Origin of the sequence: Nocardia sp. NPDC005998, from assembly GCF_040614395.1 — a bacterium.
In the GTDB taxonomy this organism is placed as follows: Bacteria; Actinomycetota; Actinomycetes; order Mycobacteriales; family Mycobacteriaceae; genus Nocardia.
Genome location: NZ_JBEXUI010000022.1, coordinates 26,698 through 42,340, shown reverse-complemented (window position 1 = coordinate 42,340; position 15,643 = coordinate 26,698). Strand labels below are relative to the sequence as shown.

Genomic DNA, 15,643 nt, shown 5'->3' with positions numbered 1-15,643 from the left:
TGCGGCCTCGGCCGTGGCTGTAGGTGGCCGGGGTTTCGCCGCTCGACCGGGACGAAGCCCGCCGCCCGGACATCGCGGGCGGCGTCCTGCCCTCCCTCGACACTGCGGACCACCGAACTCACCACTTGCCCAGCGGGGCCCACCACTGCGGTATGTTCGTGGCCGGGCGCCTACGATTTCACGGCTTCGCCGTCATCGGCAGAGTGGTCATTGACCGCTTCCATACAAGCGAATCCCCTATCGCTGGCCCCTCTCCCAAGCACGGAATAGCTAGGTTGGCTAACGGATATTGCTCGGCCGCCGATAAAGCTGTCGACAACCTGACGACAGATCGCGGCATCACCGAAGTTCGTGTTCGACTACGACCTGCTCAGGAGTTCCATTGGCACGGCAATTTCGCACCCACAGACCCGTCGGAGCGCACGCGCGGGCGGCATTGACATCGACCACCGCCGCGCTGGCCTTGGCGCTGAGCGTCGGTCTCGGCACCGCGACCGCGCGGCCCGTCGGCCCGTTCGACGTCGGCGGCGCCATCGAGGTCGAATACGACCAGGTGGGCGGTCCGGGAGCGCTCGGCGATCCGACCACCCCGGAGCTCGATGCCGCCAATGGCGGTCGATATCAGGCGTTCGAGCGCAATGCCTCGATCTACTGGCATCCCGATACCGGCGCCAATGAGGTCGGTGGCGCGATCCGCGATAAGTGGCGCGACCTCGGCTGGGAGACCGGAGTGCTGCGCTACCCGGTCACCCGGCAACAAGCTACGCCCACGGGATCCGGTAACTACAACGTTTTCCAGGGTGGATCCATCTATTGGTCCGTCGGCACCGCCGCGCACCAGATCGGCGGCGCGATCCGCGATAAGTGGGGGGCCTACGGCTGGGAGAGCGGCGCGCTCGGATTCCCGCTCACCGATGAGGCAGCCACCCAGAAGGACAATGGGCGCTACAACCTGTTCCCCGGTGGCGCGATCTACTGGTCCGCGCGGACCGGAGCGCATGTCGTCTGGGGCGCCATCCGCGACCTGTGGGTCTCCAATGGCGGAGAAGCCGGGCGCTACGGGCTCCCGACAGGCGAGGAATACGACTACGAGGGCGGCAAGGCGCAGGATTTCCAGGGTGGTCGGATCACCTGGGAACCATAGGGATTTGGACAATGCGGGGTGGCGCTCACATTGCGCCACACCACATTTCATCGACTCGGGCGGATCTGGTCAGATTTCCCTCCTAGCACAGGCTCGCGGAGCGCGTCGACGGTCCCGGACGTGGTGAACCGGGATCGAAGGTCCAGTCCCAAATCGGACCGGCGGCCTTCCAACAGAGGGCGCGGTTGTCGTCGATGACTCGCGCACCGTCGAGTTCGCCACCATCGTCAGCACGTCTTCGCTCGAGCGCGGCATACCGTCCAGCCATCGCCGTCGGCGCGCGGTACCCGGGTCCACGTCGTAGCGCCCGCGGGTCGGTTCCCGGTGGCTTCCGGCTCAGCAGCGTTCTGGCTGCGGTATTCACGCAGATTGTTCTGATGTTCGTTGCGCCGCAAGGAATTCTGCGGCGTGTGGTGGTAGCCGAACGGATCGATGTGATGCCAGCCGGTGGTGTCACGACCGTTCGAACCGCTGCGACTGTTCGAATGGTCCGACCGCGCGCCCGGATCCGCGAACGCCTCCCCCATCCCGATCACGGTGCCGACGGTGACCGCGCCGACGAACAGCACAAGCGTTTTCGTTCTCGACCCACATCTGCTGCTGCTTGCGGATGAACGACTCGCGGTCGTCGATCTCGCCGGAAGTACACGTCGCATCATGGCCCCTTTGCCTCTCTGCTCGAACTACTGACATAGATAGTAGATAAATAACCTGAGAACTTTCGACATCACTTCTAGCTGGAGATTTAGCGCACTCCGCGACAAGTAACACGCATTAAAGCAGTAGGTCTGATGATTGACCGGGGAGCGCGCTTCCGCGAGCAAACGGCGCCGGCTCCGACCACCGGGCACCCGGCTACGAGGCGATCGCCGGTGGCGCACTACCGCGCCAGCCGGTGTCCGCGAACATCGAACCGGATGGAGTGTGCTGCGTCGAAGGCTCGTTCCGGCGGGCAGATGCGACCATGCGTCCCGATTCGGCAGTGCCCTGAACCATTTCGCCCGCACCCCGCGGTGGCATCACCACGAACAGCCACTATGACAGCCCTGGATTCGCCGCGCCCGCGCGACCACCCGGCCGAGCGCAGCCGAAAATATTTCCGTGCGGGAATAGCTGTGCCCGGGATATGTTGCTTCGAGGTGGTTAGTGAAGCGAACGAGAGGGGTGCGCCGGTGGCGACCGAGGCAGTGGAATCGGCTATCGGTTTGCGATCGGATCGGGGCGCCATCCTTGGTTCGCTGATGCTCGCGACGGGACTGGTCGCGCTGGATTCCACGATCATCGCCACGGCGGTGCTGACCATCACCGACAATCTCGGCGGTTTCTCGCAATTCCCGTGGCTGTTCTCGATCTACCTACTGACACAGGCGGTTACGGTCCCGGTGTACGGCAAGGTTGCCGATACCGTCGGGCGTAAGCCGGTGATCCTGTTCGGGATCGCGGTCTTCGCGCTCGGTTCACTGCTGTGCGGTGTGGCGACGAGCATGTTGGGGCTCATCATCTTCCGCGCCGTACAGGGTATCGGCGCGGGCGCCATCACGCCGATGACGATGACCATCGCGGCCGATCTGTACACGCTGACCGAGCGCGCCAAGGTGCAGGGCTATCTGGCCAGCGTATGGGCGATTTCGGCGGTGGTCGGGCCACTGCTCGGCGGGGTGTTCGCCGAATACGTCAGCTGGCGGTGGATCTTCTTGATCAATATTCCGCTGGCCGCGCTGGCCGGTTGGATGCTGGTGCGCAGCTTCCACGAAACCACGTCGCGGCGCGAACAGCGCATCGACTATCTTGGCGCGGCGCTGCTGACCGTCGGCGCGGGAGCACTGATACTCGGCTTGCTCGAGGGCGGGCAGGCGTGGGCTTGGTCGTCGCCGACCAGTTTCGCCGTCTTCGGCGGCGGCGCGCTGGTGCTGATGCTGTTCGCGCTGGTAGAGCGGCGTGCCGCGAATCCGATTCTGCCGCTGTGGGTCTTCACGCGGCGGGTCATTATCGCCAGCAGTCTGGTCTCGGTGCTCGTCGGTGCGATTCTGCTCGGATTGACCTCGTATATCCCGACTTTCGCCCAGGGCGTGCTCGGCACCGGGGCACTGATCGCGGGTCTGACCGTCGGCGCGCTCACCCTCGGGTGGCCGCTGGCCGCCTCGCAGGCCGGAAAAGTGTACTTGCGCGTCGGATTTCGCGCGACCGCGCTGATCGGCAGCACGCTCGCCACCTTCGGCGCCGCGACCACGCTGCTCATCGATGAGAACTCCACACTGATCCAGATCGCCGCATCCTGTTTCGTAATCGGCAGCGGCATGGGTCTGGTCTCCACACCCACGCTGATCGCGGCGCAGACCACCGCGGAGTGGTCCGAGCGCGGTGTGGTCACCTCGGCGAATATGTTCGCCCGGTCCTTGGGCAGTGCGGTCGGTGTCGCGGTATTCGGCGCGATCGTGAATTCGCGCGTCGGCGACACCGACCATCCGGCTCCGGCACTGCTGTCCTCGGCGGTGCATCTGGTTCTTTTCGCGGTCGCCGCGATGACGTTGGTCATGGTGATCGCGTCCGCGATGATGCCGCGACGAGGCGCGAATCCCGCTTGATCTGCCGCCAGGAACTCGATCCCCTTCTGTCGACGCGCCTGACATCCGGTGCGTACGTGGTGCCACTACGAAGCGGAATGGCGATCAGCGATTTCGGCCAGTGCCTGCTCTCGCTGTTCGGCAGGGAGTTCTTCGGCGGCGGCGCGGATGGCCTCGACCGCGCTATCGGAGAGAACCCGCAGCGTGCTGCGGAATTCCGACCACAGGTCATGGTCGGCTGCCGCCCGTAGCATTTCGGTCAGTTTGTCCCGGGAAGTCAGGTTGACGACGCGTTCGAGCTGCGCGACGTCATCGACGAGAAAGGCCGCGTGGACCAGTGCGTCGCCGTCGATGGCCGCCCCGGTGGCCCGGACCGCCGTATCCGAGATCGAGGCCATGAGCTCACCGAGGGTGATCCAATCCTGGCGGGCGGCAAGCTCTTTACCGACCGCGACAGTAGTCTTCTCGGGTAGGCCACCGATAATGGCCGCAGCATGGCGTGGATCGAGCTGTGCGGCGACATCGGCGAGGAAGTCGACCGGCAGCCGCTTGGCGACATCGACCGCGTGCGCGGGATCGAGCACAGCCGACGTCCGGGCTGCGAGCAGCGCACCGCGGCTGCGGGCCACCATCTTCGCGGCGATCGGGGTCGGAATCACCTTGGACGCCTGAGCAACCCGATGCAATCCGGGCTCCTGGTCCTCGACGAACAGATCGGTGACCTGGCGACGGAATTCCCGCAGGTCCTGATCGGGCACCTCGGCGAGATCGGCAAGTTGTTCGACCGGAACACCCAGTGTCCGTGCGAGTTTCAGCAATTGGGCGGAACGCGTCGGATCCGTCACAGTCCGGCCGCCTTCTTCACCACGCCGCGCAGCAGGCGCGGCAGCACGTCCAGCATTCCGCGGGCCGCGTCCCTGAGTTCACCGGCTTGGCGCCAGCGCGCGTCCTCGATCACCTGGGCGAGTTCGGCTTGGACCTGCGGGTCAAGGGCAGCGATACCCGGGGGTAGGTCACCGGGTATCAATTCCGCAAGCGTCTGCTCTGTCATCGTTACCTCCGTAGGGGTATCGCATTCGCGGTCATGATCACAGTGGGACGATTCGCGCCGCAATGCAAGAAACAGGTCATCAGGGCGTGGCGTCCGGGGCCATTGACGGCGTGGTGCGCCGGTCATAACGTCGGATCACACGACCGAGTCCTCGGTCACGGGTGGATCGGGTGGTCGCCATGGGTCTCGAACGCACGGTCGATGTCGCGGTGATCGGCGCTGGCCTGGCCGGATTGGCGGCGGCCAGGAAGTTGCATCGAGATCGCCTCGAGGTGGTGGTCGTCGAGGCGCGTGACCGGGTCGGTGGCCGCACGCTGAACCATCCGCTCGGCGATGGCAAGATCGTCGAGGTCGGTGGGCAGTGGGTCGGTCCCGGACAGCATCGGGTGCTCGCGCTGATCGACGAATTGGGGCTGCAGACCTTTCCCACCTATACCGACGGTCGGCACTTGTTCGAGCATCGCGGCAAGCTGCGGCGCTACCGCGGTCGGATACCGCTGATCGCCTCTCCGGCGCTGCTCGAGGCGTTCATCGGACTGCGGCGGTTGGATCGGATGTCACGTGCGGTGCCCGCCGACGCACCGTGGTCGGCGGCGCGGGCCGGGCGGTGGGATGCCGAGACCGTCGAATCGTGGATGCGCCACAACCTGCGTTCCGATGTCGCGCGGCGGGCCATCACGATGGTCTGCAAGGCGGTATGGGCGGCCGATCCGGCCGATGTGTCGCTGCTGCATCTGCTGGCCTACCTCCATGCCGGTGGCGGTGTGGATCCGATGATCGAAACCGACGGTGGCGCACAGCAGACCCGGATCGTCGGCGGCTCGCAGCGGATCGCGCTGGCACTGGCCGAGCAGCTGGATGAGCGGGTGCTGCTGAATACGCCGGTCCGCACGATCGAGCAGACCAATGGCTCGGTCATCGTGCACGGCGATGACACTCGGATCCTGGCCCGCCGGGTCATTGTGGCGATGAGTCCGGCATTGGCAGGTCGGCTCGTCTACTCCCCCGCACTGCCTGCCGACCGCGACCAACTCACCCAGCGCATGCCGAACGGTTCGGTCATCAAGACCATGGCCGTCTACGACACCCCCTTCTGGCGAGCGAATGGCTTGTCCGGTCAGGTCACCGCCGCCACCGGGCCGGTGAAGGTCACCTTCGACAATTCACCGCCGGACGGGCATCCCGGTGTACTGCTCGCCTTCTTGGAAGGTAGCGATGCCCGACGGCTCGGCCGCTACCCGCTGGCCGAGCGGCGCGATATCGTGATCTCCAGCCTGACAAGATTTTTCGGCCGGGATGCGGCCACACCCATCGACTACATCGAGAAGGACTGGTCCGCCGACGAGTGGACCCGCGGCTGTTACGGGGCCTTCGCACCGCCCAACACCTGGACCGAATACGGTCCCGCCCTGCGTACGCCGGTCGGCCGAATCCATTGGGCCGGAGCCGAAACCGCGACGATCTGGATGGGCTATATGGACGGGGCCATTCGTTCGGGCGAACGCGCCGCGGCCGAGATCACCGCTCTGTTCGGCGAAACTCGGCCTGCCACCGCTGTGTCTGCGGATCGAGCTCGATAGCCGCCGCCCGAAGTCCATCGGCGCCAAAGGAATCGATCTCCGACGGCGTGAGCGGCCACGGCGGCCCGCTCACTTCCGCGCCCTCCGGCCGGAATCCGGAGATCACGATCAGCTGTCCACCCGGTGCCACGGCCCGCCGGATATTGGCAATCGCGATGTCGCGCACCGACACCGGCATCGACTGCACCGTTATCGCCTCGACCACCAGATCGAACGCACCCTGCCAGACCGGAGGCGGATCCAGCAGATCGGCGACCACATACGTCACCAGCGACTCCGGAAACCTTTGGCGCACTTCGCCGATCGCGGTCGGCGAGATATCGAAGGCGGTGGTCGCATATCCGAGCCTCGCGACGAACTCCGCATCCTGGCCGTACCCGCAGCCGATCACCAATGCCCGTCCGACACCGTTCAATTCGCGCCGCGCGGCCCACTCGACCAATATCGGATTCGGCTGATCCCGATCCCATGGCACGATGGCATCCCCGCTGGCCGCTTCCGCGTAGAGCCGCTCGAACCAGCCGGTCGGGTCATCCTCGGCGAGTGATTCCGCGGCCAGCCTGCTGGCATCCGCATCTCGATTCAAGGCCATCGGGCAAGTGTCGCACGGACTCTCGACCCGACTGGACAGAGCTTCCGCCCAATCGGCATGGTGTTGTCTGCCCAGTCGCTTCGGTTGATGTCACTACATGGGCATGTGCGGGAACAACATGTTCCACATGGTCCGCACCATATCCACGATTTGCATCAGCATCGGTGACATCATCACTTTCATCACCTCCTGACCAAATGCTGGTCATTGCCCGCCCTCGCCGGGCGCGGGGCGCGCCCGGTTCGGTGGTGCTCGTGGCCGCGAGGTGAGGTTTGGCATCAGCGTTGTACGGGCTAGCTCCCGCCGACGCCGAGCGCGGTCAGGAATACCAGCACGACAGTGGTCACGGCGAACACACCGTGCCCGCCGACGACCGCGACGGGAAAGTGCCGTTCGGCCGGCGGATCCGGCGCCGCCTGGGTGCGGTCGCGGTAGACCGGAAGCCATCGTGCCAGCATGGTGAATCCGAGCAGGGCGACTGGCACCAGCAGCGCGAACGCGATCCAGGCCAGCGCGTCGGAGTCGACGACCAGAAACACGATCCAGACGACGAGCCCGGCGACGGCGAGCAGGAAATGACCGAACACCACCGGCGGTGGCAAGTGGGTGGAACTCGGTTGCCGGGCTCCGCCCTTGGCGATCCACGTGCCGAGCAGGACGAACCCGCCGACGGCGGTCAGCAACCAGGTGATCAGTGCCGCGATACCCATCATGCGCTCCTCAGAAGTACAGATCGTTCAGTGCCGGAATCCGGCGGCCTGGGTGGTTTCGTCGGCCACGCGGACGCCGTAGCGGTAGGCCAGTTTTCCGCCGAGATAGCCGGAGACCGCCAGCACGGCCACGCTCACCACCGACAGCGCCAATGGCCCGGCCGACACCGGGCCGTGGCGGTCGTCGCTGGATCGCCGCCACAGGAAATCGGCGGCGAAGGCAGCGGTCACGGCCAAATTCAGGCTCATGTGGACCAGACCGGTGCGGAATGCGGGGGTTCCGGTCGGGATCCCCAGCAGATCCAGGAAGCCGACCGACGCCGCAGCCAACGCGCCCAGTACTCCGATCGCGATCAGCCACCGCGCGCCCTCGGCCAGAAATGCCGGGTCCTCGACCACATGGGAGGCGAGGTCGAACACCAGGCTCGCGATCCACGCGCCGATCGGGACCGTCACCAGGATGGGATGGAACGGATGCCCGTACGGCCCGGCCAGCACCGCGCTCACCGGCTGCTTGGCCTGTTGTCGCTCGCTGCTCATCACACTCTCCACACTGGTCGAGTAATGCCAAAAATTATTGGCGTAATTATCACGAAGGTCAACCCATCGCAGTTCAGCGACAGTTATATGTATTTGCACCTGATCTGATAGACGTTATTGTGGTCGAGTGACCAACGAAGCGGCGATCGGTGCCGTCGCGGTTCTCGATGACGAGCTGCGGCGCGGGATGTACTGGTTCATCCGACGAGCGCGTCAGCCCGTCACCCGTGACGAGGCCGCCGCCGAGGTGGGGATCTCCCGGAAGCTGGCCGCGTTCCATCTGGACAAGCTGGTCGACGCCGGACTGCTGCGCGCTCGGTACGAGGCGCCCGACGGCATTCGCCGGGTCGGTCGCACCCCTAAGGTGTACGAGCCCGCCGACGCCGATATCCGGGTGAGCATTCCCGAACGCCGGTACGAGGTGCTTGCCGAGATCCTGATGGGCGCGGTGCTGGGCGAGCGCGAGGACGAAACCGCGCGCGAGGCGGCGATGCGAGTCGCACGGCAACGCGGCGCGGAACTCGGTGGCGCCGAGCGGGAACGGGTCAGGCCAGGTCGGCTGGGAGCCGAGCGCGCTGTGACCCTGGTGCAGGACATGCTCGCCGGGCACGGCTTCGAACCCAGCCGCGAAGCGCCGACCTGTGTGCGATTGCGCAACTGCCCTTTCCACCCGCTGGCGACCGCGGCGCCCGATCTGGTGTGCGGTCTCAACCATGCCTTCTGCTCCGGCATACTCACCGGTCTCGGCACCGACAGCGTGCAGGCGGTGCTCGCACCACAGGTCGGGGAATGCTGCGTCGAGGTGCGTGCGACAACCTGAACCACACCGGCGATCCGCAGTCGCGCCATGCACGACCAGCCGTCGCGCATGCTGCTGACCGTACCGACGCGCAGATGCCGGTATCCCCGCCGGAGCGGAGCAGGAGGTGATGCCGTCGGACCAATCCCTGGACTACCGAAAATCAGCCCTGAACTGCGAAGACAGCGGTGCTAAGTCGCAAACATGCGACTTGGCACGCGTATTCAGAAACGTCCCCGCCGGAAGGCTTCGGCTACTTCCGCTCGTTCGGCGAGAATGTCACGGCGGCGGGTGGTCATGACCTCGGCTACCGAGGTGCCCGCGACTAGTGCCCGATAGAGGGCGGCGGCGTCCTCAATGGCATCGCGGGCGCCGACACCCGCGGCGGGTGTGATCGCGTGATCGGCGTCGCCACACAGGACTACATCGTCGCGAGGCGGGCGGGGATGGGTGAGCGGCACATTGCGCGCGTTCGTGACGTGCACGGTGTCGGTGACCGCGAGCAGCGCATCGATCAGACCTGGAATGGCCGGGAGCGTGGCGTGGATCTGGTCGGCCCATCCCTCGACCGGGTGAAAGCCGGTGTCCGCCAGGGGGATCGGCGGACGTCGAATCCGGGCAAACCATACCGCCATCTCATCGCTCCACTGATGGCCGAACGCATCGGCGGGCCGCGCGTTGCCGTTGCGATGGAAGTGCAATACCGACTGTTCGGTGGGCAGGGTGATAGCGGCTGTGGTGACGCCGTAGATGACCACCTGACTCGCATAGACCGCGGGCCGATCGGGTTCGAGGCGGGCACGAACGAGTGAATCGATACCGTCCGCCGCGATCACCGCCCCGTCCGGTATCACCGATTCGCCTGCGACCCATAGCGTTCCACTTTCGCTATCCAGGTCGGTCAATGGCCGGTCGTAATGGAACCGCGCCGTCGTACCGTCGGCGAAGTCGGTGAGCACGCGCATCAGATCCGGGCGGAAGTAGAGCCGCCGACCGTCGCCGGGTAGCGCGCGATACCCGCCGACATCATGCACACCGAGCGCGCGCACCTCCTGCGAGGCGGCCGACAGCTCCCCGAGATCCACACCGAGCTCGCCCAACGCCTCGTGCGCCCGCCGGTCGAGAGTGAGAAACGCACCGGCACCGACCGCGGATCGTCTCTCGTACACGGTGACCGGAAGTCCCTCGCGCGCAAGGGCTCCGGCCAGTGCCGTACCCGCGATACCGCCGCCGATGATGGTAACCATGCGCCTCCTCCAGCACTATGCGCCGGGTGCTAGGCCACAGGTGCGGTGATATCCCGTCCTTTGCCCAGTTTGGTCATCACCACGTAGCCGCCGCAGACCAGCACACCCCAGACCGCACCGACAATAATCGCGGTGCGCCCACTCTCGGTCTAGAACAGCAGTACCACAACCAATCCCAGGAAGGCCAGCGCGAGCCACGTGGTGATCGGCGCGCCGGGCAGGCGATAGTCGCTGGCAGGCAGTTCACCGCGGCCGACCTTGGCGCGATAGATCAAGTGGCACACCAGGATCACGCCCCAGACGAAGATAATGCCGATGGTGGAGACCGAGGTGATGTAGTTGAACGCCTTGTCCGGCGAGATCACATTGACGATCACGCCGATGACCATCGCGGCCGCCGAGGCGGTAATGCCGACATACGGCACGGCACGCGAACTGAGCTTGTTGAGCCGCGCGGGCGCCTCCCCATGCAGTGACAGGGTGCGCAGCATCCGTCCGGTGGAGTAGATACCCGAATTGCACGACGAAAGCGCGGCAGTGAGCAGCACGAAGTTGATGATGCCCGCGGCGCCCGGAATGCCGATCTGCTGGAACACCTCCACGAACGGGCTCTTGCCCGCGTGGAAGTTGCGCCAGCTGGCGACCGACATGATCACCACGAGCGCGCCGACGTAGAACAGGCCGATGCGGAACGGCAGCGTGTTGATCGCCTTGCGCAGGGTCTTGCGCGGCTCCCGCGCCTCCCCCGCCGTCACACCGACCAATTCGACACCGACATACGCGAACAGCACGATCTGCAGCACCAGCAGCGATTGTCCGAACCCGTTCGGGAATACGCCGCCGTCGGCCCACAGATTGGTGACCGTCGGGTTGGCGGCATGGCCGAAGCCGATCGTCAGCACCCCGATGCCGATCAGGATCATGGCGACGATCGCGGTGACCTTGATGGTGGAAAACCAGAACTCGCCCTCACCGAACAGTCGCACCGAGATCAGATTGGCGCCGAACATCACCGCCAGCACCACCAGCGCGGTGATCCACGGTTCGATATCGAACCAGTACTGCACATACTTCCCGGCCACGGTGATCTCGGCCATGCAGGTGGCCACCCACACCGCCCAGTAGGACCAGCCGGTGACGAACCCCGCGAAACGCCCAAGGAATTCGTGCGCGTACTCGGCGAAACTGCCCGAGATCGGCCGGTAGCTCAGCAACTCTCCCAGCGCACGCATGATCACGAAAATGGCCAGGCCGGCCACCAGGTAGGCCAGGATCAGCGCGGGCCCGGCCTGTTCGATCGCACCGCCCGCACCGTAGAACAGGCCGGTGCCGATCGCACCGCCGATCGCGATCATCTGGATGGTCCGTGGGCTCAGCCCGCGGGAGTAACCCTCCTCGCCGGATCCGGCCGAGTCGGTGGGCGCCGCATCAGCTCGTAGCTGACGGTCCGAGGCTGTCATCGATGGTGCAGTCCTTCCGGTGGTGCTCGAGATCGATCAACCGGCCACGGTACCGGCCGCCGCATCGGCCCAGCGCGCACCCCGAAATCCGCTGCGCACGGCGTTCGCATCCATGGCGATACCGTGCCTATCGAATCGAGCTTCAGTGCAGGTGGAAGCCGTGATTCGCCGGAGATTCCCGCAGGCGGTGGCGGCCGTTGAGGCTGGCGGCGCAGGCCAGTCGGGCCAGGACGCTTGCGGTCCAGAGTACGGTTGGTAAGGCAAGCCTAATTCGCAATTAGTGGAGGTTACCTTGGCACGACCCCGCACCACCCTGACGGTGCAGCGCACAGAGCGACTGACGCCGCATCTGATCCGGGTGTATTTCGGCGGACCGGGATTCGCGGCGTTCCGGCCGAGCGAATTCACCGATTCATATGTGAAGTTCATATTCCCGCGCGACGGGATCGACGTGCTGCGCACCTATACCGTGCGCTCGGTCGATGCGGACGCTGGCGAACTGACCGTGGACTTCGTCTACCACGGCGATGAGGGCATTGCCGGACCATGGGCCGCTTCGGTGCAACCGGGTGCGACCATCGACTGCTTCGGACCCGGCGGGGCCTATGCGCCGCGCGCCGATGCGGACTGGCATCTGCTGGCGGGCGACGAGGCGGCCCTGCCCGCCATCGCGGCTGCATTGGAGGGTATGCACGCGGATGCGGTCGGTCAGGCGTTCGTCGAGGTGGCCGGGCCCGAGGACGAACTGAAGCTGGATAAGCCGACCGGCGTCGAGCTGACCTGGCTGCATCGCGGCGAGCGGGAGCCCGGCGCGGTGCTGGCCGAGGCCGTGCAGGCTGCACCGTGGCGCGACGGACAGGTGCAGGTGTTCATCCACGGCGAGGCCAGTGCCGTCATGCGGAATCTGCGCCGCTATATCCGGCGCGATCGCGGCGTATCGGCGGAGTGGGCGGCCTCGATCTCCGGCTACTGGCGGCGCGGCCGGACCGAGGAGGGCTTCCGCGAATGGAAGGCCGAATTCAAGGCTCGTGAAACCGCGGATACCCCATAACGACCGAAATCCCATGGCCGACCGGATGTTCGCCGGCCGCCATGGGATTCCGTGGTGTCGCTACTGCTGATTCGCGCGTAGCGCCTCCTCCACGAACTTCGTCGTGTAGGTCTTCGACAGATCGATGCGGTCCTTGACCGGCCGCACATTCTTCGAGTACTCGCCGAGTACGTTCAGCACATTCTGGGCGCCTTCGGGTTTCATCAAACCGGTGCCGTTGAACATGCCGATCGAATCGCGGATGGACTGGACATAGAGATCCTTGCCCCCGCTCGCGTACTGCGGCGGCATCTTGTCGGCGATCTCCTGCGGCGAGTGCGTCTTGATCCACCGCATCGTCTGCACGAACGCGGTCGCGATCTTCTGCACGATATCCGGATGCGCGTCGACGGTGTCGCACCGCATGTACAGCGATGACGCCGGGTACAGCCCGCCCAGTGCGGCGCGCGTGCCCTCCTCGGTGCGCATATCCACCAGGATCTTCGCCTCCCCGGAGTTCACCATGGTGGCGACCGTCGGGTCGGTGGTCATCCCGGCATCGATGCCATTGTGGTTCATGCCGGCAATAAAGGTCTGGCCCGCACCGACTTTCACGCGCGTGTAGTCGGCGGTGGACATCCCCTCCTGCCCGGTGAGCGCCTGGGTGAGGAAGTCGGTCGAGGAACCCAGTGACGTCACGCCCAAGTTCTTCCCGCGCAGATCCGCCACCGACTTGATGCTGTCGGAGTCCGCCTTGGAGACCAACTCGACCTCGCCGGGCACATCGGCGAACTGGACCACCGAGGTCAGGCACTGCTCCTTGGCCTGCAGGTCGATGGTGTGGTCGTAGAACCCGACCACAGCCTGCACGTCGCCGGTCAGCAGCGCGGTTTCGGCGCTCGCGCCGGACTGCTCGCCGAGCAGTTTGACGTCGATATCGTTCTGCTCGAAGAAGCCGAGGCGCTGGGTGAGCATGGCGGGCAGGTAGATCACCTTCTCCAGACCACCGACCATAATGGTGATCTGGGGCCGCCCGTTCGCCATCGGAATGGTCCGCGAATCCCGGCAGCCGGTCGCCAGCAGCAGTGCCGCGACGACCCCGACAATGACCACCAGATGTTTGACGTAGCGCATGATCAGATCCCGTGGTTCGAGGTCGCCTGCGACGGACGCCATTTCAGCAATCGGCCCTCCGCAACACCGATCGCCCATTCGGCGAGCAGTGCGATGACGGTGATGATGATCATGCCTGCGTAGATGCCCGCCGAATCGAAGGTGCCCTGGGCATTGCTGATGAGCAGACCCAAACCCTTACTGGCACCGGCATATTCACCGACCACCGCACCGATCAGCGCGAAGCCGAAGGCGGTGTGCAGGCTGGACAGGATCCAGGTGGTCGCACTGGGCAGCACGATCGAGCTCAGCACCTGACGCTTGCTCGCACCGAGAATTCGGGCGTTATTGATGACATTCCCGTCGACCTCGCGCGCGCCGGTGAAGGCGTTGAAGAATACGGCGAAGAACACCAGCACGACGACCGTCGCGACCTTCGAGCTGAGCCCGAGACCGAACCAGATGATGAACAGCGACGCCAGCACGATGCGCGGAACGGCATTGAGCGCCTTGATGAACGGGGCGAGCACCTCGGCCCAGTACCTGCTGCGGCCGAGCAGCGTGCCGAGCACGACACCGGCCACCGCGCCGATGACGAAGCCGAGCACCGCTTCCTGCACGGTGGTGTACATCTGCAGCCAGATCGAGCCGAATTGTGTTCCCTCGGTGAACCATTCGACCAGCCGGTCCCAGATCAGCGAGGGCTTGGAGTAGAAGAACGGGTCGATCCACACCGTGGCGGTCAGCTCCCAGGCACCCAGCCACAGCGCGACCAGCGCGGCCCGCAGGCCCCAGGTGCGCAGCCGGTTGCGCCGGGCCTTGGTCCGCACGCGCGCGAGAATCTGCTCCTCGGATTCGATTTCGACCTCGGGCGCGGACTCGGCCACACCGTTGAGCACATCATGCGACACGGGAGGCTCCCTTGCCTCGGGCTGCCTCGACCTGATCGCGCAGCGTTTCCCAGATTTCCTTGTAGATGTCCCGGAATTCGTTGGTGAGCCGGACCTCCTCGACATTGCGCGGACGTTCCAGCGAGACCGGGAAGTTGCCGCAGACCGTGGCCGGACTCGCGGTCATGACGATGACCCGGTCGGCGAGCACGATGGCCTCCTCCAGATCGTGGGTCACGAAGATGACGGCCGCGCCGGTACCCGCCCAGACGCGCAGCAGTTCGTCCTGCATCAGCTGTCTGGTCTGTACGTCCAGCGCGCTGAAGGGCTCATCCATGAGCAGGATCTCGGGATCATTGACCAGCGTCTGTGCCAGCGCGACACGCTTGCGCATGCCGCCGGAGAGCTGATGCGGGTAGTAGCTCTCGAAACCGGCGAGACCGACCTTGCGCACCCAACCGCGGGCCTGCTCCCGCGATTCGGCCTTGGACTTGCCGCGCAGGCGCGGGCCGAGGGCGACGTTATCGATCACGCTCTTCCACGGCAGCACCGCGTCCTGCTGGAACATGTAGCCGATGCCGTCCGGGATGCCGTGGACATCCTTGCCGCGCACCAGCGTCCGCCCGGCCGAGGCCGGTTCCAGCCCGGAGACCAGCGACAGCGTCGTCGACTTTCCGCAGCCGGTCGGGCCGACCACGGCGACGAATTCGCCCGGCTGGACCGCGAGGTCGAGGTTGCGCACGGCGGTGTGAATGCCGCCGCCCGTGCCGGGGAAGCGCTTCGTCGCGCTCCGCAGCTCGATGAGTGGTTCGGTCATTTTTCTTGCTCCTAGCGGATCAGGTAGAGCGAACCTACGTGGGCCGGGTCACAGTCCGAGGGTTGTGCGCACAAGATGGGCAAAGCGCCGATTCGAAGGTTGTGCG

General features: G+C 65.6%; 15 protein-coding genes and 1 pseudogene. 5 read left to right on the top strand and 11 right to left on the bottom strand.

Annotated features, from left to right (window positions below):
• Positions 1-382 precede the first annotated feature (382 nt).
• Positions 383-1,144 (top strand): hypothetical protein, encoded by a 762-nt coding sequence (locus ABZ293_RS26080; RefSeq protein ID WP_355184718.1) that lies wholly within the window; start codon positions 383-385, stop codon positions 1,142-1,144.
• Between the two features lie 227 nt (positions 1,145-1,371).
• Here ABZ293_RS26080 and ABZ293_RS26075 read toward each other — a convergent pair whose 3' ends face one another.
• Complete coding sequence (locus tag ABZ293_RS26075; RefSeq protein ID WP_355184716.1) at positions 1,372-1,713, bottom strand: hypothetical protein; 342 nt, start codon at positions 1,711-1,713, stop codon at positions 1,372-1,374.
• A gap of 603 nt (positions 1,714-2,316) precedes the next feature.
• Between ABZ293_RS26075 and ABZ293_RS26070 the strand changes: the two genes are divergently transcribed.
• A complete protein-coding gene (locus tag ABZ293_RS26070) occupies positions 2,317-3,729 on the top strand; it encodes an MDR family MFS transporter (RefSeq protein WP_355184714.1) in 1,413 nt (470 codons plus the stop codon).
• Positions 3,730-3,794: 65 nt separating this feature from the next.
• On the opposite strand, the gene ABZ293_RS26065 is transcribed toward ABZ293_RS26070, so the two are convergent.
• Positions 3,795-4,553 (bottom strand): hypothetical protein, encoded by a 759-nt coding sequence (locus tag ABZ293_RS26065; RefSeq protein ID WP_355184712.1) that lies wholly within the window; start codon positions 4,551-4,553, stop codon positions 3,795-3,797.
• Positions 4,550-4,759 (bottom strand): hypothetical protein, encoded by a 210-nt coding sequence (locus tag ABZ293_RS26060; RefSeq protein ID WP_354958717.1) that lies wholly within the window; start codon positions 4,757-4,759, stop codon positions 4,550-4,552. Before ABZ293_RS26060 ends, ABZ293_RS26065 begins: the two co-directional genes overlap by 4 nt.
• Positions 4,760-4,938: 179 nt before the next feature.
• On the opposite strand from ABZ293_RS26060, the gene ABZ293_RS26055 reads away from it, so the two are divergent.
• On the top strand, positions 4,939-6,339 hold the full coding sequence (locus ABZ293_RS26055; protein ID WP_355184710.1) for an FAD-dependent oxidoreductase: 1,401 nt from the start codon (positions 4,939-4,941) through the stop codon (positions 6,337-6,339).
• On the opposite strand, the gene ABZ293_RS26050 is transcribed toward ABZ293_RS26055, so the two are convergent.
• The 3 genes from ABZ293_RS26050 to ABZ293_RS26040 all read right to left on the bottom strand — a co-directional run bounded on the left by ABZ293_RS26050 (position 6,278) and on the right by ABZ293_RS26040 (position 8,181).
• Positions 6,278-6,931: a class I SAM-dependent methyltransferase gene (locus ABZ293_RS26050; RefSeq protein ID WP_355184708.1), complete on the bottom strand. Its 654-nt coding sequence runs from the start codon at positions 6,929-6,931 to the stop codon at positions 6,278-6,280. The two genes, ABZ293_RS26055 and ABZ293_RS26050, sit on opposite strands and share 62 nt — an antisense overlap.
• Positions 6,932-7,224: 293 nt before the next feature.
• Entirely contained in the window at positions 7,225-7,641 is a 417-nt protein-coding gene (locus ABZ293_RS26045) for a hypothetical protein (RefSeq protein WP_355184706.1), read from the bottom strand.
• Between the two features lie 27 nt (positions 7,642-7,668).
• Entirely contained in the window at positions 7,669-8,181 is a 513-nt protein-coding gene (locus tag ABZ293_RS26040) for a DUF2231 domain-containing protein (protein WP_355184704.1), read from the bottom strand.
• A 127-nt stretch (positions 8,182-8,308) separates the two neighbouring features.
• Between ABZ293_RS26040 and ABZ293_RS26035 the strand changes: the two genes are divergently transcribed.
• Complete coding sequence (locus ABZ293_RS26035) at positions 8,309-9,001, top strand: helix-turn-helix domain-containing protein (RefSeq protein WP_355184702.1); 693 nt, start codon at positions 8,309-8,311, stop codon at positions 8,999-9,001.
• Between the two features lie 203 nt (positions 9,002-9,204).
• Here ABZ293_RS26035 and ABZ293_RS26030 read toward each other — a convergent pair whose 3' ends face one another.
• The gene (locus tag ABZ293_RS26030; protein ID WP_355184700.1) at positions 9,205-10,227 is read right to left on the bottom strand and encodes an FAD-dependent monooxygenase; all 1,023 of its coding nucleotides are present in this window, start codon (positions 10,225-10,227) and stop codon (positions 9,205-9,207) included.
• Between the two features lie 29 nt (positions 10,228-10,256).
• Positions 10,257-11,687, bottom strand: a pseudogene (locus tag ABZ293_RS26025) (amino acid permease).
• Between the two features lie 292 nt (positions 11,688-11,979).
• On the opposite strand from ABZ293_RS26025, the gene ABZ293_RS26020 reads away from it, so the two are divergent.
• The gene (locus ABZ293_RS26020) at positions 11,980-12,738 is read left to right on the top strand and encodes a siderophore-interacting protein (RefSeq protein ID WP_355184698.1); all 759 of its coding nucleotides are present in this window, start codon (positions 11,980-11,982) and stop codon (positions 12,736-12,738) included.
• Positions 12,739-12,798: 60 nt separating this feature from the next.
• On the opposite strand, the gene ABZ293_RS26015 is transcribed toward ABZ293_RS26020, so the two are convergent.
• The 3 genes from ABZ293_RS26015 to ABZ293_RS26005 are packed head-to-tail and all read right to left on the bottom strand — an operon-like array spanning position 12,799 to position 15,537.
• On the bottom strand, positions 12,799-13,893 hold the full coding sequence (locus ABZ293_RS26015; protein ID WP_355184696.1) for an ABC transporter substrate-binding protein: 1,095 nt from the start codon (positions 13,891-13,893) through the stop codon (positions 12,799-12,801).
• Complete coding sequence (locus ABZ293_RS26010; RefSeq protein ID WP_354958708.1) at positions 13,854-14,741, bottom strand: ABC transporter permease; 888 nt, start codon at positions 14,739-14,741, stop codon at positions 13,854-13,856. The genes ABZ293_RS26015 and ABZ293_RS26010 overlap by 40 nt, the downstream gene beginning before the upstream one ends.
• A complete protein-coding gene (locus ABZ293_RS26005) occupies positions 14,731-15,537 on the bottom strand; it encodes an ABC transporter ATP-binding protein (RefSeq protein ID WP_354958707.1) in 807 nt (268 codons plus the stop codon). Before ABZ293_RS26005 ends, ABZ293_RS26010 begins: the two co-directional genes overlap by 11 nt.
• Between the last annotated feature and the right edge of the window lie 106 nt (positions 15,538-15,643).